Genomic DNA, 21,417 nt, shown 5'->3' on the forward strand with positions numbered 1-21,417 from the left:
TGGCAACCTTTCGTGCAAGTTGCTCTGTTAAAATTTCTTTCCTTCCCAACATTGTCAGAAATTTTCCTCGTCTTCATCTGATTCAATCAGATGTCTCTCGTCCTTGAGCTCTTCAGCTACAGGAGCAAATATTGGATGCTTAGCAATCAGTGTGGCCTCGTCTTCCAGGATTTTAGTACGTCCGCCGTGTTTTTCTAGTGCGATCTCCGTTAAGGGTTGAGAGTGCCTTGCTGGATTATGGTATTTGATGAGGGCTCCGTTTGCGATATCTTGATCATCCAATCGTTGTACAACCCCGCGCGCCACGAAAGCTTGTTCCAGTCGGTTGGCTAGCTGGCGGTCTTTGAGAAGGTCTTTGATCTCGTGAAAGTTGTTGATGAGGTGACCGGCCAGTTGCTCCAGTTGACTACGGTTGAGCCCTTTTTCGACAAGCATGACCATATGTTCACCAAGTGCCGCAGGATCGTCTGCCACATTCCTGTTGTGGGTTCGTGCCAGGTTCTCTAAGTGGCTAATGATGCTTGCAAAGAGCTTCTGGGCAAGATTACGGGTCTCATCGTTGGTCGGTATGTGCCCTTTGACGTGCACTGCCTCATTGCAGGTCATGCATGAGGCAGATAGATCATTACTGTAGTTACGGCATGGTGTCTCGTGGTGCTGATGTAGGCACGCTCCAAAACGTTGGGGATAGATGATAATGATTCCACGGCTGGACTTTGCAATGGGTCTGTCCTCTATGGCTTGGCTAATTGCCTCCATTGAAGTTACGGCAATTCCCGCATTCTGAGCAGTAACAATTGCAGTCTGAAGTCCGAATTTTTCCTCTAGCTTTTCAATATCATCAAGCCCATTCGATAAGTCAGAAAGCTGTGTTAATTGCTGTGACTCCGGCATAGATGATGCCTCAGCCATCACTTCAGCCGTTCTGAAATCGTAAGCCTTGAGTTGTGTGAGGCTACAGCGGTTTGCCCATTTATTGATTAATACATCAGACAGGTTCTCTCCATGCTTTAGTGCTTGGGTGGATAGCCATCGACGCGGGTCGTGAAGAGATAAATGTGCGAATTCAACCTTACCATTAACTGGCATAGTGATATTTAGTTTTTCAAAAATTGTAGCTGGGCTTTCGTAGCCCGCTATGCTGCTGGTCGTGCGTTTTAGCCTTCTACGTATGTATTGGTAGTTCAAGGAATTGGGTAAAAACGGCAGGGTGAGAGCGTGAACATATTGTTCTTAGCATACTAAGTTAGTCGTGTATAAAAAATAATCAATTTTGTATAGTGAGGTCATCTTTGTTTATTTTTTGCCCAACACAGTAAATCCAGCAACTAATATTTTATCCAAGTAAGCACAACTCATACTCGCCATTTTTTGCTTTCGACGAACACTGGCTTTCCTTGATGTCTCAGAGCGTATCATGTTGAGTGCTAAGTGACGGATGCTCGCCAGCACTTCAGCCCCATTCTCACGGTAAATGGGGCAGGCATCTTCTTTCATTGACACATCCAACACCCAATGCAGGCTATTTTCGATACCCCAATGCCCACGGACTGCCTTGCCGAAACGGATACTATCGAGCTCTGCTGAGCTGATATAGTAACGATACTCAAGCGAGGATTTACCTGATTTTTCACGACGATAGCCAATAGCCACCCCGATAGTTTTTAGGCCTTTCCAGTCAGGAAACTGGTGCGCTAAATCGCCTGCTGGCAATACATGATATTCTCGGATCTCAGTACGACCGTGCCCCTGCTCAATGTTGATCTTATCGGGGTTTGTGGAGACAGCTATGCTCGCTGATAGGGTTGTTCGCACCGCTTTAAACAACAACTCTTGATTACCTTTTACTGCCAGTAAATAGTCGCCACCTTGGTTGATAATAGTCTTGGCAATGTTGGTCTGACAGCCCATGGCATCAATAGAAATCAAGCATCCCTTGATATCCAACAACTTGAGCAGCGCTGGAATAGCGGTAATTTCGTTCGACTTGGCATTGGTTTTTAATTGGCCCATGACCACGCCATTAGCGGAGGAAAAAGCGCTGACCATATGGATGGTCGATTGTCTATTCTCTCTATCGTAAGAGCCGCGTAGTACCTTGCCATCAATGGCGATAAGCTCACCATCAGTACGGTGTGTTATCGACTGAACCCAGCGAATAAAGCATTGCTGAAACTGAACGGGATCGAGGCGGGAAATCACCCTAGCGATAGTATCGTGAACTGGCACTCCCTCTGGAAATAAGCCCTTTTTTTGAAACCAATTCAGGTGAGCACTCCCAAAGTCTTCGATGTCTTCCCAACCCTCAGCACCAGCGATGACAGCACAAATGGTGAGGAACAATACATCGAATAGCGGATAGATAATTTTGGCTGGTTGGCGAGGGTCGTCTATCTCACCAAAATACTGTGTAAAAGCATCCGTGTTCATCTAGGCTCTCCCAAAAGAGAGTATAAGATCACACTGAGGCGAGCAGGTCAAATATAGCTGAGTTGGCTAAAAAACGTTCGAGATCTTGCCCTGGTAAAAACGGCGAATCATCACTATCAAAAAGAAACAACATTTTCGACAAGTCGCCGATGTAATCATTCACTTTCGTTACTTGATAACAAGCGCGTATCGCTTTTTTTACTCGTGAGAGTAAGTATTCTTCAGCGTCAGTCCAACTCACACTTGAGATTGTTTTACGAGGATTAGTCCCGCCTCTATAAGTGAGAGAGTTGGGGTTGGAAACCTGAAAACTTTTTCCTTTTAATGCTGCAATAGCCTTCGCCCCTGCTTGAATCGTTGACTTACTTGGTTCACCAGACTCAAGACAAATTATTCTTCCCAGGTCATATTGATTAAGAGCCTGACCGCGCAGATACTCAATCTTAGCAGGGAGATATAATTTGTTTGGATACATCTGATACCATTCGATTAGCATTCTCGAACGAGCGCCATATTTCTTGACTTTTTCAATACAATAATGAAAAACATCAATCATAAATTGGAGAACTGGTTTTGCTCCCCACTCAGCACCTTTGCTTCCTTTCTGGGTGATTATCAGCATCTGGTGAACTTTGCTTAGAGCTACAGTTACCTTTTCATCTACGTGAGCACCTACATAATCTTCTACGGTGATATAGTCATCAATACTCATCAACAAAACTTCATTGATCCGTGATGGTGCACAAAGGCTAATGGCAACTACACAGATTGCGAGCTCATCACCGGCGGTCAGTACAGGGGTTCCGTCTTGGTAAGACATATTACCGATCATGGCGTTAAAAGCCTCATTGAAAGCTTCTATCTGATGATCAAGTATCTCTGCTTTGGCATTACTGAGTTCTATGTGTCTCGCATTAATAATAGCGGAAAGTTCAGCTTTAAATTGTGCTTTTCGGAAAAAACCTAAAGTCGTGGTCACTCCTTTTCGGGATAGTAAATGGACGGTCTTTTCTAGTGAGGCTGCATAACGCATAGCACCAGAGGCCCTAACTGGGTTATTTTTAACCATATCGAGCAAGATTTGCTCAAATTGTGCTAGATCTCGGATACCTAGATTAAAGATAGGTTGCGAAAATTCTTTAGCGAATACTCTAAAAGACATGCAAGGGCCATGCATAATTTTAGGCTTCCCAGCCAACACGTACTCAGCTACTAGGCAACGGAAAGTTTCTCGATAGCTCCTATCACAGTTTACTAAATCTGCGAGATGCTCTTTGAAATAGAAGTCGTTCTGAGCGGTTCCATAAAGCTTTTTGATCTGCCACGAATCTGAGTTAAATCTGACCTTCGGAAATCGGAAAGCCATTCGTTTTTTGCAATCATCGAGCCACTCATTGAGTGCCTTGCGCCTTTGAAAACTATCGATCGCGATCAGCGTGTTCATGTCTGCTCCCCTGTATTCATCACTTCTCGATATCGATCAATGGCATTCATCACAACAACGATATGGTTTTTAGCTATCTTTGCTCTCTCAACCATGTGTTGGAATGGTTTGCCGAGCTTACTCATATATTCAATTTCTTGCTCAACGAATCGCAAGTTGATGCCGTGATCAGCGTCCCAGCAGGGATTAAATCTAAAGCAGCTGTAGCATACAATAGGGGCGTTTTCGCAGACAATTTCTTTACCGCATTCGCCAACATCTTCCCACTGATTGCTTTTTGTATCTTCCGTCGTTATGCGCTTCTCTATTATGACTGAATCTGACTTAGACCTAAAATTTAGAAAAGTTGGAAGATGCTCTGTAAAAGCGGGTTGCATCGCTTCTGACAACTCAAACATTAAGCCGTGAAAAGCGATGTCAACATAGTGCTTGCACGTCGTATCGGTTGCGTGTTTAAGCACTGCTTGAATGGTTTTGGCGGAAGCTCCGGTTTGAGCTAGCAGTGTCCCCAGCGTGTGTCTGAGAGTAAAGTTGCCTAAAGTTATCCTACCTCCTAATTTTTTGGCAATTGCCGCCCCATAACCTTGGCCGAATTGTACGGCTCCTCTGTACATGCCAAAATTCTCAATAGCGTATGTATGTCTCCAACTTCCATCTTTATTAAGCTGACGGGCAGGAAAGAGAGCCATTTTTTCCGTATCTCCTTCGGCAACGAGATAACTGTATTTTTCTATCACATGCTGCCGCTGTTTGACTAGCAGCAAGCCCACAGTATCGCTGAGTTTATATCGCGCTTTGTTCGGAATATACTGTCTCGTTTTAGCTGTAACGATATCAATAAAATACTGCTGATGAGTCTCATCAAACTTTAGGTCACTGAGAGTTATCTGACGGTAACTTTCATTACGAGCAAACACCGAAAACGCAAGGTTTACAAACGAGTAGTGCCCGATATCTATCTTCCCCTCTGCATAAGCTGTGTCTAAGCAGTCGAGAGTGTAAGCAACTGCCGCACGATTCATTGCTTTACTTAATATTCGATCAGTGGCCTCTCCATTGCGTCCTTTTTTTGGTCTATGAGTTGGAAAGTCGTCTCTATGCAACCCTCTTGCAAAAATTGGTGAAAAGGGGTTTGAATTAAACATTTGCTTGAGATACCGCAAATGTAAAGTTGAAACCTGTCCTTTAACAGCAGAAAGACAGAGCAAAAACGTTTCGTCGATGATTCCAATTTTGGACTCGAAGTCTGCAGTTTCCATTACTTGTCGGAGACACTTCTGGACACTCCTAGCTTCCGTAGGGATCGTAATTATCTTTACTTGGTTGCAACGTTCAATAATGAAATCTCTCAAATTTATCAAGAAATTATCTGTGTAGCCGCTTGTTAGTTCACTGAAGTCGACATAGGCAGATGTTTTCTTTCGATTTTTAGCTGGGCCTGTCTCACCATGGAAAGTAACTCTAAGGGGGACCTCGGGATCCCACTCAACGACAGTGTTACCGATAATTCTATGCATCATGTTGTCGGTTCGCTTTTTTCTGTTTTAGCTTATCAACTTCGTCCATCAGGCTTTGATGAAACTCAGAAAGCACAACTTGAGCATGATCAGACAACGCTCTGGCGGCATATAGCTCAGGCATATTGCTGTTCATAGTCCACCCAAAACGAAGCTTCATCAGATCCTTGATACGATCGGGTACTTCCATGTATTGACTCGGTTTACTAGCACCACGCTCTTGGGCAAACTCCGAACATTTCTGTGCAAGAAAAAAACTAGCTGCAGAGTGACGCAGAACATATGAGTAAAAGTCGTACTTAGGCTGGTCATGAAAGTATGGGTCGTCATCGACATCTAGTAAGCCCTGCAATGCCAATCGTTTGCCCAGTTTGTTAAAATTTTCTGTAATAGTTGAGCGGTGTTTGATCGGTTCCCCTGTTTGATTGATAAACAAAAAACCTAAGCTCTTATTGGCTAAGCCTTTTATCAAAATCTCCGAACGTTCAGTGTTAATGTAATCCTGAATTGCGCGCACAGTGAAAGGCCACAGTGAAATCATTGTTTCACTAGCGTGGTTGACTTGTGTGCTGGCACCCATTTTTAGCTTCGGTGTGCTGGTGTTTATGCGCTCTGTTCGCTTGTTTCTATTATCTTTGATAACAAGGTGGCCTGAATTCTGTCGGAAGTCAGAAAGCACAATGTTCCCCAATGCACCTGGTCGCAGTCCCTCACATGAAAGCAGAGTCATAGCGCGATCTCTCATAATTGTTCTGGAAGTTTTTCCCTTTTCACTTTGAAAAAGCATCTCAGGGTTAACAAAAACGGCCTCGATAATTTTGAGGTATTTCTCTGTTGGAAGACTTTTAATGGCTAAATGATGATTCTGCTTAGTTCCCCGAACGGCTTTTCTAAGTTGATTAGCTATTTTTTGGTATTCGTATCTCAACTGGTCACGCAAAGCACTCGAGCACACATTTGGATCAAGGAATACCTCAAAGTAGAAGATGAGGTAATTAGCTATATTGTTGAGCCGTTTCTGCGCAGTATTAGGTTCAACCGAATTAGGTAACTCGCTTGGACCTTTTCCAATTTTGGAACTTGAAATAAAAACCAGCTTTTTATTCGTCATAGACTCGATTTCACCAAGGGGTCGGAAACTGAGGTCTATGAGACTCCTGACTTCTCTGTATGTGAGAGCTCTCCCCTCAATTGCTCGGCTGAGCAACTCAATTTTATGTGCAATACAAAATCGATAGAGTATTCGCAGCCCTTGAGCCACTAACTCTCTTGTGTGTGGGTTCGAAAAACAATCAGTCAGATATCTAGTGAACGGATAATGAATAGTCCCGTCATCATGGATTAGAACATAGCTTTTTTTGGCTAAGACAGATCGCATAAAGCACCATAAATGCAAACACCTGAAACCAGTATTAACCACATTTTAAAAAATACAATTTTAAAAATGATAAATTTTAAACTTTCTTAATTAACAAATACTTATGTTATAAAGAGACATTTAGGGGGTAAATGACGTCATTCCATTTCGTATCTATTAAGTTAATTCCATGATCTACGGCCATATCCAGCTGTGCATGGGCATCCGCTTCGGTATTTTGTTCGCCCCAGGTCATGGTGCCTAAGCCAATCAGGCTGACTTTGAGGTCGGTTTGGCCCAGCGGTCGATATTGCATAATGAGTCCTTGTGAGTAAGTAATATTGCATAGTTTATCTGAATTGCGTTGCAAGTTTATCCTTAGAGATTCAAGAATTTTTGCCACGCAAGAACACAGAACCCACGGAAAAATAGTGATCAGATCTGAAAGTTAAGGGCAGCGCCGAGCGCCCGGCGCCCAGCACCAAGCTAAACAAAGAGCGGTGTTTATCTTTATGTCGTCATCCTGACGCACGTCAGGATCTCGATTTAGGTCTTAGTAACTAAAACTCATTAGCAACGGAAGAACACGGAAAAATAGTGATCAGAACTGAAAGTGAAGGGCATAAACACCAAGCTGAACAAAAGGCGGCGTTTATATGTTAGCTCGGCGCTTAGCGCTGTTATTGCTTGTCGCACGTGAACTGCGCCCGTGACTCTCGTAAACAAAGAGTGCTTTTTTCCGTAGCAAAAAAAGTTCTGTTCCACATCAGTTATACCGTTCTACTTAAGAGCTAATTGTATGGTGTGTGCACCTCCCCATTCCCCATTCCCTTTGCCTTATTGCTCTGCGTCCGTGTATTCCGTGGCAAAAATAGGTTTAGGTTAAGAAGTTATGCTTGCTGCCGATACCTTAATAAGCGCAGCTTTAGGCTGCTCACACTTTTTTATGATAGATCACTTCAGATAGGAGTTGGATCATGGCAGTACTTCCCATTACTGGTAGTCAGGCGTCGGCAGCGGTGCGTGTGGATGCTAAGCAAGTGCAGGCCAAAGACAAGCCAGAGCAGAAAGAGCAAAAAGCTGAGTTCACGGCGTCTCGTAGTGAGATGAAAGCGCAATCGAATAAAAATATAGTGGAAGCTATGTTTGGTGGCGGCAAGCAGGGCGATGATAAAGCCATGAATATTCTCTATAGCGAGATCATGAGCACCATTAACGCCGAGTTAGGTGCAGAGCACGCCATTACGCCTAATAAAGTTGCCGGCCAGAGTGATGATTATTGGTCACCAGAAAATACCGCAGGGCGAATTGTGGACGGCGCCTTAGGCTTTTTTGAGACTTTTCAGCGACAAAACAGCAGCATGGGTGAGGAAGAGCAGGTAGAGAAGTTTCTATCGGTGATCACCAAGTCGATTGATAAAGGTTACGGCGAAGCCACCAAGGTATTGGATGGGTTAAAGATATTTGATGGCAGCATTAAAGATAATGCCGAGGCCACCCGCAGCTTAATTGATGACAAGCTAGCGGCCTTTCGTGAAGCCAAGTTAGGCAAAGCAGAGGCTGAGTAAGTAAGACAGGTGAGGGTGAGGCGTAAAGAGTAATAGCGCTAAGCGCCCTGCGCCCAGCTAAAAGGAAACACCGAGATCCTGATGTTCATTAGGAAGACGGCTTAAAAGCAGTGAAGGGTGAAAAATGAGTGGTTAGATTTATCCCTTCACCCTTCACTCTTCACCTTTAGCGTCAGGTGCCGATTATGCCGCCGTCTTGGCGGGTGATCACCATCACGCTGGAGCGGGGCGTATGGCTGCCACCGAGCGGAAAGTGTGAGCCTGCTAAGTCTTCACCTGGGTGTTGTACGCCGACAAATAACGTTTTTTGATCCGGGGTAAAGGCAAGGCCTGTGATCTCACAGGCGATGGGCCCAGTTAAAAAACGCCGCACTTCGCCTGTGGTGGGGTCTGCACATAGCATTTGGTTATTGCCTTGGCCGACAAAATCCCCTTCATTGGAATAATTACCGTCGGTCTGGATCCACAAGCGTCCTGCTTTATCAAAGCCAATGCCATCTGGACTATTAAACATATTGTCGGCGTTAATATTGGCGGAGCCCGCATACAAGTTATCTTGATGAAGAGTCGGGTTGCCGGCCAGCAAGAACAGATCCCAATTAAAGGTGTCATCCGTATGTTGGCCTGAGGTTGGTTGCCAGCGCACAATTTGGCCGTAATGATTTTCGGCTCTGGGGTTAGGGCCGTTGAGTGCTTGATTATCGGCTACGCCGCGATTTTTATTGTTGGTGAGCGTACAAAAAACCATGGGCTCGGTGGGATGCACCGCCACCCATTCTGGTCGGTCCATGGTGGTTGCACCCACTTGGGTGGCCGCTAAACGGGCATGAATTAACACCTCGGCTTGGCTGGTAAAACCGTTTTCGGGCGTAAGACCATGTTCGCCAAAAATAAGCGGTAGCCACTCGCCATCGCCTGCCAGCTCGCCATCTTTATTTTCGCCGCTGTTAAAGCGTGCTACGTATAAGGTGCCTTCATCCAGTAGGTGACGGTTAGCCGCTGCATCATCAGGATTGTATTTATCGCGGCTCACAAAGCGATAGATATGCTCACCGCGTTCGTCATCGCCTAAATACACCACTACATGACCACTTTTATCTATCACCAGCTCGGCGTTTTCGTGTTTGAAACGGCCCAAGGCGGTGCGCTTGACTGGCGTTGAAGTGGGGTCATTAGGGTCAATCTCAACTACCCAACCAAAGCGGTGACACTCGTTAGGGTGTTTGGCGAGATCGAAGCGATCGTCAAACTGATGCCATTGCCAGCCGGCGTCTTTTAGGCCTATACCATAGCGCGCTTGGGCGGGCGTGACAGTGGTGGATGCTGTGCTGCCAAAATAGCCGTTAAAGTTTTCTTCACAGGTTAAATAAGTGCCCCAGGGGGTGAGGCCATTGGCGCAGTTATTAAAGGTGCCGAGCACGCGCTCGCCCTTAGGGTCGGCCTCTGTTTTTAACAGAGCATGGCCTTTGGCGGGGCCATTAATGGCCATGGGCGTATTGGCATGAATGCGGCGATTATATTGGCCGTCTTTTTCAAACTGCCAGCCTTTAGCGCTGTTCTTCAAGGTGAGCACAGAGACGCCTTGTGCCGCTTGGGCTTTTTGTACATCAAGGGCCGTCATCTGTTTGCCAAGGTGTTCAAACATCAATTCGTAATTACAGTATTCGTTATTAACGGCGAGCAGGGCGGTATTTTCGTCAATCGGGAAAAAGCTCATGCCATCGTTATTATCGCCAAACTGACCCAGCTGCTCGGCGGCGCTATTACCACCGCCATCAATAAACTCCGCGACGTTAGAAAACAAAGGATCACCCCAAGAGATCAAGCGCTCAGCTTGATAACCACTGGGCACCACAAAGGTATCGGCGGTGCTGGCTGCCACGGCGCTAAAGCCTAACAAGGGGCTGCTACCGGTCGCGGCGGCGATAGCACGAGACACAGGGGAGACACTAAAGAAGGCGGCGGCACTTAAGGCCGCGGCACCACCTAAAAAGCGGCGGCGACTGAGACTTTTCTCCACCATTTTAGTGAACTCAGGTACCTGTGGCCGAGGGTGGTTTTGTTCATCCTGGTGTTCAAATTGACTCATGATTAATTATCCTTACTGTGCCTGTAAACAGCGTTGAAGTTGTGTACAGGCTAGTCAGCCTTCATGGCAGTTTAATCTCAATTTGATGACAGTTATTTGAAGGTGGTCGTCTCTTAGGTAAAACGTATAAGGCAGGGTTTGGTGTTTTTGTAGTGTGCCCACTTGTTCGGCACGGTCTTGCTGTTGATTTTGATAATTTAAAAATATCCAGCTACGCTGGCCCGGCGAAGTCCTCTTTACCAAAGAGACGGCCGGCTACAGAGACTATTTAGCCTTGGGTTTTGTAGTGTTCGCCTATTGTAGGCAAAGAGTATTCGCCACGGTTTTGATATAGAGCTACATCAGCCACGATAAAACCGCCATAAAAAAGCCCACCCCAACAGTGTTGGGGTGGGCTGGTTAGCTTGAGCTAAGAGGGGATTAATCGTCCCAGTCGTGCTTGCGCCAATGTTTATTACGGTGCTTTTTGTGGTGTTTACGGTCGTAATTACGTTTGTCATGACCATCACCCGTGCGCGCGCCTATGGCCGCACCTGCGCCGCCACCCACACCTGCACCAATTAACTGACCGGTGTGGCCACCCACTTCTTTACCTAGGGCTGCGCCACCTAAGGCACCCACGGCACCGCCTAGCGCGGATTCGTTTTTATTGCCACGATTGGCAGTAGCAGCACCACCCGCAGCACCGCCTAAAGCAGCACCCACTAAGGCACCGGTATCGCCGCCCATTTGGCGACCAATTAAGGTGCCGGCTGCACCGCCCGCACCGCCACCTAAAATGGTGTTTAAATCTTCACCGGCAAATACTGGTGTGGTAGCCAATATAAACGGCAATAAGCCAAAGCTGATAATTTTTTTGTTTAACATAATTCAGTCTCTCTCAGGCTGTTTAACTACCCTCACTATACAAACAGAGTGCGTACTAAAGAAAGCGAATTAAGTGAATGTGCTCTCTCTTTAATGCGAGGTGTTTCTAGTTAAATAATTGTTTTGTATGTGTTTAATGTTGTTTTTAACTGGTTTGGCCACTGTTTCTCACCGTCAGAATTTGACCGCAGCTCATCACTTAATCGCCGACGGCAAATAGTGAGTGCAAATAAGGCGAGATAGGGCTGAGATTTTTACCCCAAAAGCAGCACCTTGGTTTATGTGATGATCCACAAAACTCAGCTATGTTTCAGTGATTTTGGTGTCAATAAATGCAATGAGTTATAGAGCAGGTGGTATTTTAACTACTTATATTGAGGTAAAAACCAGTCTTGCTTTGGTTGCCCATCGCGTAGTACCTACTAGGGTCTGCATAATGGTTGAGGTTCATAAGTAATCAGGAAACCCTAAAATGAGATCCTGACTTTCGTCAGGATGACGGCGTAAAGATAAACGCCAGCCCCGTCCTTACTATAAAAAGTACTTTCAGATCTGATTACTATTTTCCGTGGGTTTCGTGGGTTTCGCGGGTTTCGTTGCAAAAGGCCTTGATCAGTTAGTTTTCCAGATTGGTATAAGCAAAGCAGGAAATGTGGCACAGATTAGCAGCAAGGGCAGGAGAGGTAATCGTAGAATCAATAGCAGTTAGCTTGAGTAAGGTGGGAGTAAGAGCCGTGAACAAATTGAGCTGGGCTAGAAGAGTCGTCCCTGACTCCTGCATGTGGGCGCGATTCGCTTAATCATCCCAGCGTTCGTGGCGCTTTACCCAGTTTTGGCGGCGTTTATGTTCTTGTTTGCGCAAGCGTTGTTGATGCTTAATTTCTTGTTTGCGCATTTTATAATAGTGCTTGCGCTCCGCTTCTCTGCGCTTTCGGTCGTATTTACTTTCGTAACGGTCGTTGTAATAGCGATCGTCATAACGGTCATCATAATCTCGGTCGTTATAACGATCGTAATTCACGTTCTGGCTTTTATGAGTATCACCGGTTCTAGCACCTAAGGCAGAGCCTGCGCCACCGCCCACACCCGCGCCAATCAGCTGACCATTTTGGCCACCCACTTCTTTACCAAGAGCTGCACCACTGATGGCACCCACTGCACCGCCTAACGCGGCTTCATTTTTATTGCCGCGGTTGGCTGTGGCACCGCCGCCTGCAGCGCCACCTATAGCTGCACCTACTAAGGCGCCGGTATCACCGCCCATTTGGCGACCAATAAGGGCACCCGCTGCACCGCCGGCACCGCCACCTAAGATGGTTTTAAGGTCTTCGCCAGCCATTACCGGAGTAGTGGCTAATAGGAAGGGCAATAATGCATAACCAATAATACGTTTTTTCATAATGACAGTCTCTCGGCTGTGTATCTTGAATTCACTATACGAAATTTGGGGGGCAAAGAAAGGGAGAGCCGCCGCTGTAAGCCGACCTGAGAAGCGTCGTTAATCACTAAGTGTTTGATCTTTATAGAACTCAGACTCTATTTAGGCTGTTTTTTATGCGATTAAGCCCGACAGATGCTGACCGTTGCTGAGCGACTTTGCTCAAAACAGTGCCACAGGTAGCGCCTTGCAGCGGTGCCGATATCTCATATTGCAGCAAAGCTATTGCTTTGCGGTAGTCGCGCGCTTTGAGCGCGAAAACCTGCAGAGCAGGTTCTGGTGCACAAGTTCAACCCGATGCGATTCTCTCATTTCTACGTTCAGCGGCCATCAGTGCCGCTGCGCAGCACCAACCAGCTAAAGCAGATTTCTACAAAAGAGGGGAATTTTGTTGAACTTAGAGTTTCCCTCGTTCCCATGCGCAGCAACGCAATGCAGATCCGGTCGCTCTGCGGCGAAGGCTTTAAAAGACAGCTTTTTGTAACTGAAAACCTATCACTTAAATCTTGAACACCCACACTAATGCGCGCAATCCCTGACGGCCATAGCGGGCTAAACGGTCAAAACGGCTTCGCTCTATCGGTAAATATTGTTTATCGACCGCACTTTCGCCGGTGGCTTCGTCAATATCCGGATCGTGAATATAGACAAACTCTTTATCGATGGCGCACACCAATACCCAGTGGGGCGCTTTGCGGCCATCAAGGTGATAGGTACTGATCAGCACCAAGGGTAGGCCACCTTGGTGCAAGCCTTGCTCCAGCTGTTTAAGCGTAAAGTGGTCATAGTTCAGTTCGATATCGGCTTTGGCTATTTGTGCCAAAAACTGCTGATGCACCCGTTCTAAAATCAGTTTCTTTTCGGGGGTGCGTACGCTGTCCACAAACAAGGGGCTGGTTTGATTGAGGATCAATCGTGCTTTAAAGCCGCGCCTAAATGCGGCCAGCGCCAAACCATGGGGGCCACAGCCACCGTGGCCACTGGTCATAAAGATAGTGGTGGCCTCGCGCCACAGCTGCAGCTCTTCGTCTATTTCTGGCTCATAGTCGGGGTTAAGGGCACTAATGGCCATCATTAAGGAGGCGGGGCCACAGCTAAAGTCGGTGGTTTGTCGGTAATAAGGGACACCTTTAGTGCCACTCGCCGGATGATACAGATGCACCCTTTTTTGATAACGCAGGGCCACTTGCAAGTCTTCGTAATAGTTGTGATAAACGCCAAACTGGCGATAGCCCAAGCGCTGATACAGATTTTGCGCCCAAATATTATCGGCTCGCACCTCTAGGCGCATAAACACCGCCCCTTGCTCTTGTGCCGCCAGCTCTGCGGCCTCTACCAGCGCTTGGCCTAAGCCTAAACCACGGGCGTGGGGCGACACGGCAATGGAATAAATACGCGCTAAGCGGGTGTTGCGCCGAAACAGCACTAAAATATAGCCGAGTAATTGCTGGTCTTGCTCGGCGACGAGTAGCTTGTCTTGGGGATGCTCAATAAAGCGTTGAAAACTGCGTCGGCTCATGCGGTCATGCTCAAAGCACAGCTCTTCGAGAGCCACGAGCTCATTGAGTTCGGTTTTTAGTGCGGGGCGGATCTGGGTTGCAGGCATAAGCGCAGACATAAGGCACTCAAAGCATGTGGCGAGTAATTTAAGGTACGATAATTTAGCCTTGTCCGCGAGAATATTTCACTGTGCGGGCAGATATTTATCTATAAAGTCAATTGTTGTTACTTGCGGCATGACGATCAGCCAGCGGCATAGCTTGTGCGGCATAACTAGCGGATGGAATAATGGCTCAACTTATTTTGGTGGTCGATGATGTTAGCGCCTGGGCGCCGTATTTCCCCAGCGAAAATCTGCTGGATTTTGAAAGCTATCTTAAGCAAGCGCCCTTGAAAAATGCACCGCGCACGCGGGTCATTAATCTCTGTAAAAATAACAAGTATTTATCCAATGGTTACTACTGCTCGCTGCTCGCCGAGGCGCGCGATCAAACCGTGATCCCCTCGGTGGCCACCTTAAATAACCTGCGTAACAGCGCGCTGTTTGCCTTTGGCTTTGATGGCGTAAGTGAAGCGCTGTCGGCATTTACCGCAGAGAATGGAAGTAAAAGTGAAGGTAAGAATAAAGGTGAGGGCGAAGGTAAGGATGAGCCGAAAAAGCTGAAGTTTAAAAGCTACTTTGGCCGCAGTCCGTTGCCGGAGTTAGAAGCCTTATGCCGAGAGTTATTTGAACGCCTGCCGTGCCCGGTGCTAGAGCTGACCTTTAAAAAGCGCAGCCGGTGGGAACTGACGGGGCTGGCGACCTTGTCACCCCGCGAGCTAAGTGGCGAGGAAGAAGACCGCTTTGCCGAGGCGCTAGAAGCCTATTCGCGCATTATGTGGCGCAAGCCTAAATCCGTGAAGCGCTATCGCTATGACTTAGCCATGTTAGTGAACCCAGACGAGGCACTGCCGCCCTCAGATGCCAAAGCATTGGCGCGGTTTGTGAAAGCCGGCGAACGATTAGACGTGAATGTGGAGCTTATTACCCGCAAAGATTATCAGCGCTTAGCCGAATACGACGGCCTATTTATTCGCGAAACTACCGCCATCGATCATCATACTTTTCGCTTTGCCCAAAAAGCCGAGCATGAAGGCTTAGTGGTGATGGACTCGCCTACATCGATTCTACGCTGTGCCAATAAAGTATTTTTGGCCGAAAGCTTTACCAAACATGGGGTGCCCATCCCTAAAACGCTGATGGTGAACCCTAAAAATAAAGAGACACCGGCCTTGCTGGAACAAGAATTAGGCTATCCGTTAGTGCTTAAAATACCGGACGGCGCTTTTTCGCGCGGTATTTATAAGGTAGCGGACCGAGCGGCACTCATTGATACCTTGGCTATCTTACGCAATGCTTCGGCCTTGGTATTGGCGCAAGAATTCTTTTTTACCGAGTTTGATTGGCGCATTGGCGTGCTTAACCATCAGGCCATTTTCGCTTGTAAGTATTTTATGGTTAAAGGTCACTGGCAGATTTATCGCCATCACGACAGTGGCAAAGAAGCAGACTCGGGCGGCTTTGTCACCCTGCCCACCTACGAAGCACCCAAGGCAGTATTGAACGCGGCGCTAAAGGCGGTGAAACCCATCGGCGACGGCTTATATGGGGTAGACATTAAAGAAGGCAACGGCCGGGTGGCGGTAATAGAGGTGAACGATAACCCCAATATCGATCACGGCGTAGAAGACGTATTTTTAAAAGATAAGCTCTACGACATCGTTATCGCCGACTTTGTGCGCCGCTTTGAGGCGAGGTGAGGGAAAACAGACGCCTTACGCCGACCGTCTAGTTGTTTGTCGTCCAGCGTTTTAGCCACGAGTCCCGTCCTAGTGAGATTACTTAAATCACCTTGCCATGTTTCATAAAAAAAGCGCCGACTTGCAAAGGTCGGCGCTTTTTATACGTACGGCGTATGGCTTAAAGCGTACGGCTAACCCGCAGGGTTACAAACACTCCCGCTCGCCCCTTTGTAGGGGATCGGGTTTGGTGTCACCTAACTCACAAAAATCCAGCGAGGCGGAATTTAAGCAATAGCGCAAGCCGGTGGGGGCGGGTCCATCGGGGAACACGTGGCCCATGTGGCTGTTGCAGCGCTGGCAGCAAATTTCAACGCGGCGCATGCCGTGGGTCACATCCGTGTACTCGACGATATGATCCGGGTGATAAGGCGCATAAAAGCTGGGCCAGCCGGTGCCGGACTCAAACTTACAGGCCGAAGAAAACAACGGCAAGGCGCACAATTTACACAGATAACTGCCGTCTTTTTCATTGTCGAGCAGGCCACCACAAAAGGGCGCTTCTGTGCCGTGCTGGCGCAAAATACGTTGCTCATCTGGGCTTAATGCGGCAGTGAGTGTGGCAACTTGCTCATCGCTAGGTGGGCTTAAGTCATAAGGGCTTGGAATAATGGCCATGATTACAGATCCTTTTTCAGCCGATGTTTAAAATAATGCTGTACCTTGGCCACTTTTGGCTGGGCAACGGCGGCAATGTAGGGCTGATTTGGGTTTGCCGCTGCATAGTTTTGATGAATGTGCTCGGCCAGATAAAATACAGATAAAGGCTCAAGGCAGGTCACGATAGGGGCACGCACCACGCCGTTGTCTTCCAGCAAGCGAATATAATCCGCAACTAACTGCTGCTCGGCACCACTTTGATAAAATACCGCCGAGCGATACTGGCGGCCCATATCATTGCCTTGCCGATTGAGCTGGGTGGGATCGTGGGCGATACCAAAAAAGACTTTTAATAAGGTGCCTGGGCCTATGATATTACTGTCGTATTTAATGCTGATGGCTTCTGCATGGTCGGTAGCACCACTGCATACCGCATCATAGTTGGCAGTATCTGGGCTACCACCTGCGTAACCGGCGGTGACCTCCAGTACACCTTTGAGCTGGCGATACACGGCTTCTGTGCACCAAAAACAGCCACCGGCTAACACCAAGGTTTGCGGGCCCAAGTTTAAAAATGCGCCATCTTCCGCATCCGGAAAATCATTAGGTAATAGGTTTAGTACCGGATCCGTCATCACATTTCTCCTCATCAAAGTTTAACTACGTTAACATAGCCGCCGCTAGGTCTAAATGGCCTTAAGCCAGAAGCCGCCTGATATTAATAAAGACCGCCTGATGAGCGGCTAAGTTCAGCTTAAGATAAATCGCACTATAAGCAGGCCATGCAAAGACGCTATTTATTGGCTGAAAATAGGGCTTTTGACTGCAAGTTAATTGTTTTGTGAGGCGCATCGGCTGGTCGGTGGCAGTTTATCTGTTTCAAACGGCTCTCTGCTGCTAGGCTAGGCGCATTTTATGCTAAGGATATAAACGTAATGGAACTAGAAATCACCACCTTAGCGCTGCTGGCCGTGGCGGCGCTGTTAGCGGGCTTTATTGATGCGATTGCTGGCGGCGGCGGCTTAATTACCGTACCCGCCTTATTGGCCACCGGCATGCCGCCCACCATGGCACTGGCCACCAATAAACTGCAAAGCTGCTTTGGCTCGTTTTCGGCCACCTTTTATTATTTTCGACGCGGCTTGCTAGATTGGCGCACCATGAAATGGGCGATTGTCTGTACCTTTATTGGCAGCGTGCTGGGCACCATAGGGGTGCAATTGATTGATGCCTCCATTTTACAAAAAGTGCTGCCCTTTTTATTAGGGGCCTTTGCCTTGTACTTTTTGTGCTCGCCAAGGGTAGGGGATGAAGATCGTCAGCAGCGCTTGAGCATAATCCCGTTTGCCTTATTAATCGGCACCGGCATTGGCTTTTATGATGGTTTTTTTGGGCCCGGTACCGGCTCGTTTTTTGCGCTGGCCTTTGTGGCACTGGCCGGATTTAGCCTGAGCAAGGCCACGGCGCACACCAAGTTATTAAATTTCACCTCTAATATTGCCTCGTTATTGTTTTTTATCTTAGGCGGACAAGTGGTGTGGGTGGCCGGTTTATCCATGGCTCTCGGGCAATTTATTGGCGCACGCTTAGGCTCAAAAATGGTGGTGACCCAAGGTACGCGCATTATTAAACCCATGCTGGTGACCGTGTCTTTAGTAATGTCGGTGCACTTGTTATGGCAGCAATACCCTGCTTGGTTTAGCTGGATTAATTTTTAAGCCGTTATTTAGACGTTCATTTTTACATTCATACTTAGGTTCATACATAAGCACTGATATTGAGAGGTCATAAGGGTGACAAATGCTGGCAGCATTAATTAAGCAGCAAAAACGTAAATATCATCTTTGGCTATTCGCGCTCACGGTGGCGCTATTAGGCGCGATTTTACTGAGCCTGCAGCTGGGCGCGGTGGGCGTGGGCATAGAGGCGCTATGGCGACCGGTATCGGCATTGGAGCAACAAGTATTTTGGCAACTCAGACTGCCGCGCACCTTATTGGCGGTGTTAGTGGGCGCCAGTTTGGCGCTGTGCGGTGCTGTGCTGCAGGTGTTACTGCATAATCCTTTGGCGGAGCCGGGCTTAATTGGTATCTCCAGTGGGGCCAGTCTGGCGGCGGTATTAACGCTGTCGTTGTCGGCCTCAATGGGCGTTAGCTTGCCTTATTGGAGCCTATCGCTGGCGGCCTTTGTTGGTGCTTTAATCGTAACTATGTTGCTACTGGCGCTAGCAAGGCGGCGCTTAGGGCCGGGCGCGTTATTATTATTTGGCGTGGCGATTGGTATTTTGGCCAATGCGATCCTGACTTGGCTGTTGTATTTGGCCGACGATGCCTCACTGCGCAGTTTTTTATTTTGGATGATGGGCAGTTTAGGCCATGGCCAGCCGTTATCTTGGTTGTGGTGGTTGCCGGCCATCGGCACCTTGTTGTGGTTAGTGCGCCAAGGTCGGCATTTAGATTTATTGGCGCTGGGTGAGCACAGGGCGCGCTTGTTGGGCTTAAATGTGCGCCGCTTGCAGCCTAAGTTGGTGTTGGCGGTGTGCTTGCTGACCGCTTTTAGCGTAGCCATGGCCGGGCCCATTGGTTTTGTGGGCTTAGTTGTGCCGCATTTATTACGCCTATTGGCGGGTGGCAAACAAGACTTCTTATTACCGGCTTCCATGTTGGCGGGCGCGACTGTGTTGACCTTGGCCGATGTATTGGCGCGCAATCTATTGAGTGTGGGCGAAGTGCCCATAGGGGCGGTGACGGCGACCTTAGGGGCGCCGATTTTTATTTGGTTATTGGTGCGTCGTTATGCTGCTCATTGAACAATTTTCACTGCCCAATCGCGTCGGGCCCATTAGCGGCGAATTTAGCCCTGGGCGCCTAACACTGTTAATTGGCCCCAATGGCAGTGGTAAGTCGAGCTTGCTCGGCGCCATGGCCGGTTTATATCAAGGCGCGGGCGAGATAACACTGGAAGGTGAGCGCTTAAGTGACGTTAGCATTCATGAATTGGCGCGCTATCGCGCCATGTTGGCCCAAGATACGGTATTGCCCCACGGCTTGCTGGGCTATGAGTTATTAGCGCTCGGTGCTGAGCCGGTCGGGGGCGTGACCGAGGCAGTGTGTCTTGTGCTGGCCAAATTAGCCGTGCCGCTGGGCTTAAACAGTTTGTATCAACGCCAATTGAATACGCTGTCTGGCGGTGAGCAACAGCGCTTGCTGATTGCCAGCACCTTATTGCAAGTAGACCCCAGCGTTAATCCCGAGGGCAAGTTGCTGTTATTGGATGAGCCGCTCGCCGGATTAGACTGGCACCATCAGCTGGCGACGTTGCGCTTATTGCGTGAATACGCAGCGCTGGGGCTAACGGTGGTGGCCTCCATTCACGACATAAATCTCGCCTGCCAATATGCGGATGATATTTGGTGTTTGCACCAAGGAACATTAGCGGCACAGGGCGTGCCCGAGGTGATCACCCCAGAGCTGATTGCACAGGTTTTTGAGGTAAAAGTGCGCTTGATAGAGCAAGAGGGCTATCGGTTGCTTTTGGCAGAATAAACTCTCCGTATAATTCTCTGTTTAACAACAGTGGCAGCTACCCAAGACCAAGCTTTTGCAGTCTGCCGCTGTGCTATTCCATCGTTTCATACAGTTTGGCCAGCAGCAGTTGCGTATCAGACCAGCCGAGGCAGGCGTCGGTAATACTTTGACCAAACATCGGCGCTTTACCCTTAACCACGGCTTGTTGGCCGGCTTCGATAAAACTTTCCACCATGATACCGGCAATATGACGGCTACCCGCGCGTAATTGCTGGCAAATATCGTCCACTACTAACAGCTGGCGCTGATGCTGCTTTAGGCTGTTACCATGGCTTACATCCACCACCAAGCGCGCCGGTTTATCGATGTTGGTGAGCGCTTGTGCCGCGTGGGCTAAGCTTGCTGCATCATAATTAGGCGTTTTTCCACCGCGTAAAATTACATGGCCAAAAGGGTTACCGGCGGTTTGATAAATGGTCATTTGGCCGTTTTTATCGGGAGAATAAAAAATATGCCGGTGACTGGCGGCGCGCACCGCATCTAAGGCAATTTGAATATTACCGTCAGTGCCGTTTTTAAATCCTACCGGGCAGGATAAAGCAGACGCCATTTCGCGGTGTATCTGCGATTCGGTAGTGCGCGCGCCAATGGCGCCCCAGCTTATTAAGTCGGCAATATACTGGCCGGTCACCATATCTAAAAACTCGGTGGCAGCGGGCAGCCCCAGCGCGTTAATGTCGCACAATAGCTGGCGCGCCAGTTTAAGGCCGGCATTAACATCAAAGCTGCCATTAAGATGTGGATCGTTGATCAGGCCTTTCCAGCCCACTATGGTGCGCGGCTTTTCAAAGTAGGTGCGCATCACTATGCATAATTTATCGGCGTAGCGTTCGCGCAAGGGCGCCAATTTTTGGGCATAGGCGAGGCCGGCCGCGGGGTCGTGAATAGAGCATGGGCCAATGATCACCAGCAGCTTAGCGCTATCACCGGTTAAAATGGCGGCGATTTCCGTGCGGGCATTAAGCACCGTTTGTGCCATGGCGTCGGTTAGCGGGCAGGCTTGATTGAGCTGTTGTGGGGTGATGAGGGTTGCTAACGCTTGGCTTCTTAGCTCATCGGTCACGGAGGCATTAGGTAAAGGAGTAGGTAAGGACATAGTCTGCTCTGCTGCAAAGTGGGGTGCGTAAGCACTATGTTCTTAACATAACGCAAAGCCGCGGTGCGTTACACCACGGCTTTGCA

Annotated in this window: 17 protein-coding genes and 1 pseudogene; 5 read left to right on the forward strand and 13 right to left on the reverse strand. The window is 48.2% G+C overall.

From position 1 onward, the window contains the following. Window positions 1-54: 54 nt before the first annotated feature. From R0134_RS06470 to R0134_RS06495, 6 genes are all read right to left on the reverse strand, one after another. A complete protein-coding gene (locus R0134_RS06470) occupies window positions 55-1,089 on the reverse strand; it encodes a hypothetical protein (protein ID WP_319783989.1) in 1,035 nt (344 codons plus the stop codon). Between the two features lie 207 nt (window positions 1,090-1,296). Next, window positions 1,297-2,430, reverse strand: coding sequence for an ISAs1 family transposase (locus R0134_RS06475; protein ID WP_319781770.1), 1,134 nt, complete (start codon window positions 2,428-2,430; stop codon window positions 1,297-1,299). A gap of 28 nt (window positions 2,431-2,458) precedes the next feature. After that, entirely contained in the window at window positions 2,459-3,874 is a 1,416-nt protein-coding gene (locus R0134_RS06480; protein WP_319783990.1) for a hypothetical protein, read from the reverse strand. Next, a complete protein-coding gene (locus R0134_RS06485; protein ID WP_319783991.1) occupies window positions 3,871-5,133 on the reverse strand; it encodes a tyrosine-type recombinase/integrase in 1,263 nt (420 codons plus the stop codon). The genes R0134_RS06480 and R0134_RS06485 overlap by 4 nt, the downstream gene beginning before the upstream one ends. 250 nt (window positions 5,134-5,383) lie before the next feature. After that, the gene (locus R0134_RS06490; protein ID WP_319783992.1) at window positions 5,384-6,502 is read right to left on the reverse strand and encodes a hypothetical protein; all 1,119 of its coding nucleotides are present in this window, start codon (window positions 6,500-6,502) and stop codon (window positions 5,384-5,386) included. A 373-nt stretch (window positions 6,503-6,875) separates the two neighbouring features. Then, a complete protein-coding gene (locus R0134_RS06495; RefSeq protein ID WP_319783993.1) occupies window positions 6,876-7,064 on the reverse strand; it encodes an aldo/keto reductase in 189 nt (62 codons plus the stop codon). A 661-nt stretch (window positions 7,065-7,725) separates the two neighbouring features. Here R0134_RS06495 and R0134_RS06500 point away from each other — a divergent pair. Further along, window positions 7,726-8,316, forward strand: coding sequence for a DUF5610 domain-containing protein (locus R0134_RS06500; RefSeq protein WP_319783994.1), 591 nt, complete (start codon window positions 7,726-7,728; stop codon window positions 8,314-8,316). Between the two features lie 172 nt (window positions 8,317-8,488). Here the strand turns inward: R0134_RS06500 and R0134_RS06505 are convergent, their stop codons facing one another. From R0134_RS06505 to R0134_RS06520, 4 genes and pseudogenes are all read right to left on the reverse strand, one after another. Further along, entirely contained in the window at window positions 8,489-10,405 is a 1,917-nt protein-coding gene (locus tag R0134_RS06505; protein ID WP_319783995.1) for a PhoX family phosphatase, read from the reverse strand. A gap of 420 nt (window positions 10,406-10,825) precedes the next feature. Then, window positions 10,826-11,272 carry a hypothetical protein gene (locus R0134_RS06510; protein WP_413641431.1) on the reverse strand — a complete coding sequence of 149 codons (447 nt, stop codon included), beginning with the start codon at window positions 11,270-11,272 and terminating at the stop codon, window positions 10,826-10,828. A gap of 931 nt (window positions 11,273-12,203) precedes the next feature. Continuing rightward, window positions 12,204-12,671: pseudogene (locus tag R0134_RS06515) on the reverse strand (hypothetical protein); the annotation flags it as partial. Window positions 12,672-13,209: 538 nt separating this feature from the next. Then, complete coding sequence (locus R0134_RS06520) at window positions 13,210-14,328, reverse strand: GNAT family N-acetyltransferase/peptidase C39 family protein (RefSeq protein WP_319783996.1); 1,119 nt, start codon at window positions 14,326-14,328, stop codon at window positions 13,210-13,212. Window positions 14,329-14,498: 170 nt separating this feature from the next. Here R0134_RS06520 and R0134_RS06525 point away from each other — a divergent pair, with 170 nt between their 5' ends. Then, complete coding sequence (locus R0134_RS06525; RefSeq protein WP_319783997.1) at window positions 14,499-16,010, forward strand: RimK family protein; 1,512 nt, start codon at window positions 14,499-14,501, stop codon at window positions 16,008-16,010. Between the two features lie 186 nt (window positions 16,011-16,196). On the opposite strand, the gene msrB is transcribed toward R0134_RS06525, so the two are convergent. Together msrB and msrA are read right to left on the reverse strand one after the other, a co-directional pair. Continuing rightward, window positions 16,197-16,667 carry a peptide-methionine (R)-S-oxide reductase MsrB gene (gene msrB, locus R0134_RS06530; RefSeq protein ID WP_319783998.1) on the reverse strand — a complete coding sequence of 157 codons (471 nt, stop codon included), beginning with the start codon at window positions 16,665-16,667 and terminating at the stop codon, window positions 16,197-16,199. A 2-nt stretch (window positions 16,668-16,669) separates the two neighbouring features. Next, a complete protein-coding gene (gene msrA, locus R0134_RS06535) occupies window positions 16,670-17,284 on the reverse strand; it encodes a peptide-methionine (S)-S-oxide reductase MsrA (RefSeq protein WP_319783999.1) in 615 nt (204 codons plus the stop codon). Between the two features lie 300 nt (window positions 17,285-17,584). Between msrA and R0134_RS06540 the strand changes: the two genes are divergently transcribed. The 3 genes from R0134_RS06540 (at window position 17,585) to R0134_RS06550 (ending at window position 20,193) form a co-directional block, all read left to right on the forward strand. Beyond that, window positions 17,585-18,367, forward strand: a complete 783-nt coding sequence (locus tag R0134_RS06540) for a TSUP family transporter (protein WP_319784000.1) — start codon at window positions 17,585-17,587, stop codon at window positions 18,365-18,367. A gap of 82 nt (window positions 18,368-18,449) precedes the next feature. Beyond that, window positions 18,450-19,457: a vitamin B12 ABC transporter permease BtuC gene (gene btuC / locus R0134_RS06545; protein ID WP_319784001.1), complete on the forward strand. Its 1,008-nt coding sequence runs from the start codon at window positions 18,450-18,452 to the stop codon at window positions 19,455-19,457. Continuing rightward, window positions 19,444-20,193, forward strand: coding sequence for an ATP-binding cassette domain-containing protein (locus tag R0134_RS06550; RefSeq protein ID WP_319784002.1), 750 nt, complete (start codon window positions 19,444-19,446; stop codon window positions 20,191-20,193). The genes btuC and R0134_RS06550 overlap by 14 nt, the downstream gene beginning before the upstream one ends. Window positions 20,194-20,266: 73 nt before the next feature. Here R0134_RS06550 and R0134_RS06555 read toward each other — a convergent pair whose 3' ends face one another. After that, window positions 20,267-21,331, reverse strand: coding sequence for a 3-deoxy-7-phosphoheptulonate synthase (locus tag R0134_RS06555; RefSeq protein WP_319784003.1), 1,065 nt, complete (start codon window positions 21,329-21,331; stop codon window positions 20,267-20,269). Window positions 21,332-21,417: the final 86 nt, after the last annotated feature.

The organism is Oceanisphaera sp. IT1-181 (genome assembly GCF_033807535.1).
Taxonomy (GTDB): Bacteria; Pseudomonadota; Gammaproteobacteria; order Enterobacterales; family Aeromonadaceae; genus Oceanimonas.

Excerpts from the sequence above, each read along its gene's own strand:
- btuC (WP_319784001.1), top strand. The coding sequence starts at position 18,450 with ATGCTGGCAGCATTAATTAAGCAGCAAAAACGTAAATATCATCTTTGG.
- msrB (WP_319783998.1), bottom strand. The coding sequence starts at position 16,667 with ATGGCCATTATTCCAAGCCCTTATGACTTAAGCCCACCTAGCGATGAG.
- R0134_RS06520 (WP_319783996.1), bottom strand. The coding sequence starts at position 14,328 with ATGTCTGCGCTTATGCCTGCAACCCAGATCCGCCCCGCACTAAAAACC.
- R0134_RS06540 (WP_319784000.1), top strand. The coding sequence starts at position 17,585 with ATGGAACTAGAAATCACCACCTTAGCGCTGCTGGCCGTGGCGGCGCTG.
- R0134_RS06505 (WP_319783995.1), bottom strand. The coding sequence starts at position 10,405 with ATGAGTCAATTTGAACACCAGGATGAACAAAACCACCCTCGGCCACAG.
- R0134_RS06555 (WP_319784003.1), bottom strand. The coding sequence starts at position 21,331 with ATGTCCTTACCTACTCCTTTACCTAATGCCTCCGTGACCGATGAGCTA.
- R0134_RS06470 (WP_319783989.1), bottom strand. The coding sequence starts at position 1,089 with ATGCCAGTTAATGGTAAGGTTGAATTCGCACATTTATCTCTTCACGAC.
- R0134_RS06485 (WP_319783991.1), bottom strand. The coding sequence starts at position 5,133 with ATGGAAACTGCAGACTTCGAGTCCAAAATTGGAATCATCGACGAAACG.
- R0134_RS06480 (WP_319783990.1), bottom strand. The coding sequence starts at position 3,874 with ATGAACACGCTGATCGCGATCGATAGTTTTCAAAGGCGCAAGGCACTC.
- R0134_RS06525 (WP_319783997.1), top strand. The coding sequence starts at position 14,499 with ATGGCTCAACTTATTTTGGTGGTCGATGATGTTAGCGCCTGGGCGCCG.
- R0134_RS06475 (WP_319781770.1), bottom strand. The coding sequence starts at position 2,430 with ATGAACACGGATGCTTTTACACAGTATTTTGGTGAGATAGACGACCCT.
- R0134_RS06550 (WP_319784002.1), top strand. The coding sequence starts at position 19,444 with ATGCTGCTCATTGAACAATTTTCACTGCCCAATCGCGTCGGGCCCATT.
- msrA (WP_319783999.1), bottom strand. The coding sequence starts at position 17,284 with ATGACGGATCCGGTACTAAACCTATTACCTAATGATTTTCCGGATGCG.
- R0134_RS06495 (WP_319783993.1), bottom strand. The coding sequence starts at position 7,064 with ATGCAATATCGACCGCTGGGCCAAACCGACCTCAAAGTCAGCCTGATT.
- R0134_RS06500 (WP_319783994.1), top strand. The coding sequence starts at position 7,726 with ATGGCAGTACTTCCCATTACTGGTAGTCAGGCGTCGGCAGCGGTGCGT.
- R0134_RS06490 (WP_319783992.1), bottom strand. The coding sequence starts at position 6,502 with ATGACGAATAAAAAGCTGGTTTTTATTTCAAGTTCCAAAATTGGAAAA.
- R0134_RS06510 (WP_413641431.1), bottom strand. The coding sequence starts at position 11,272 with ATGTTAAACAAAAAAATTATCAGCTTTGGCTTATTGCCGTTTATATTG.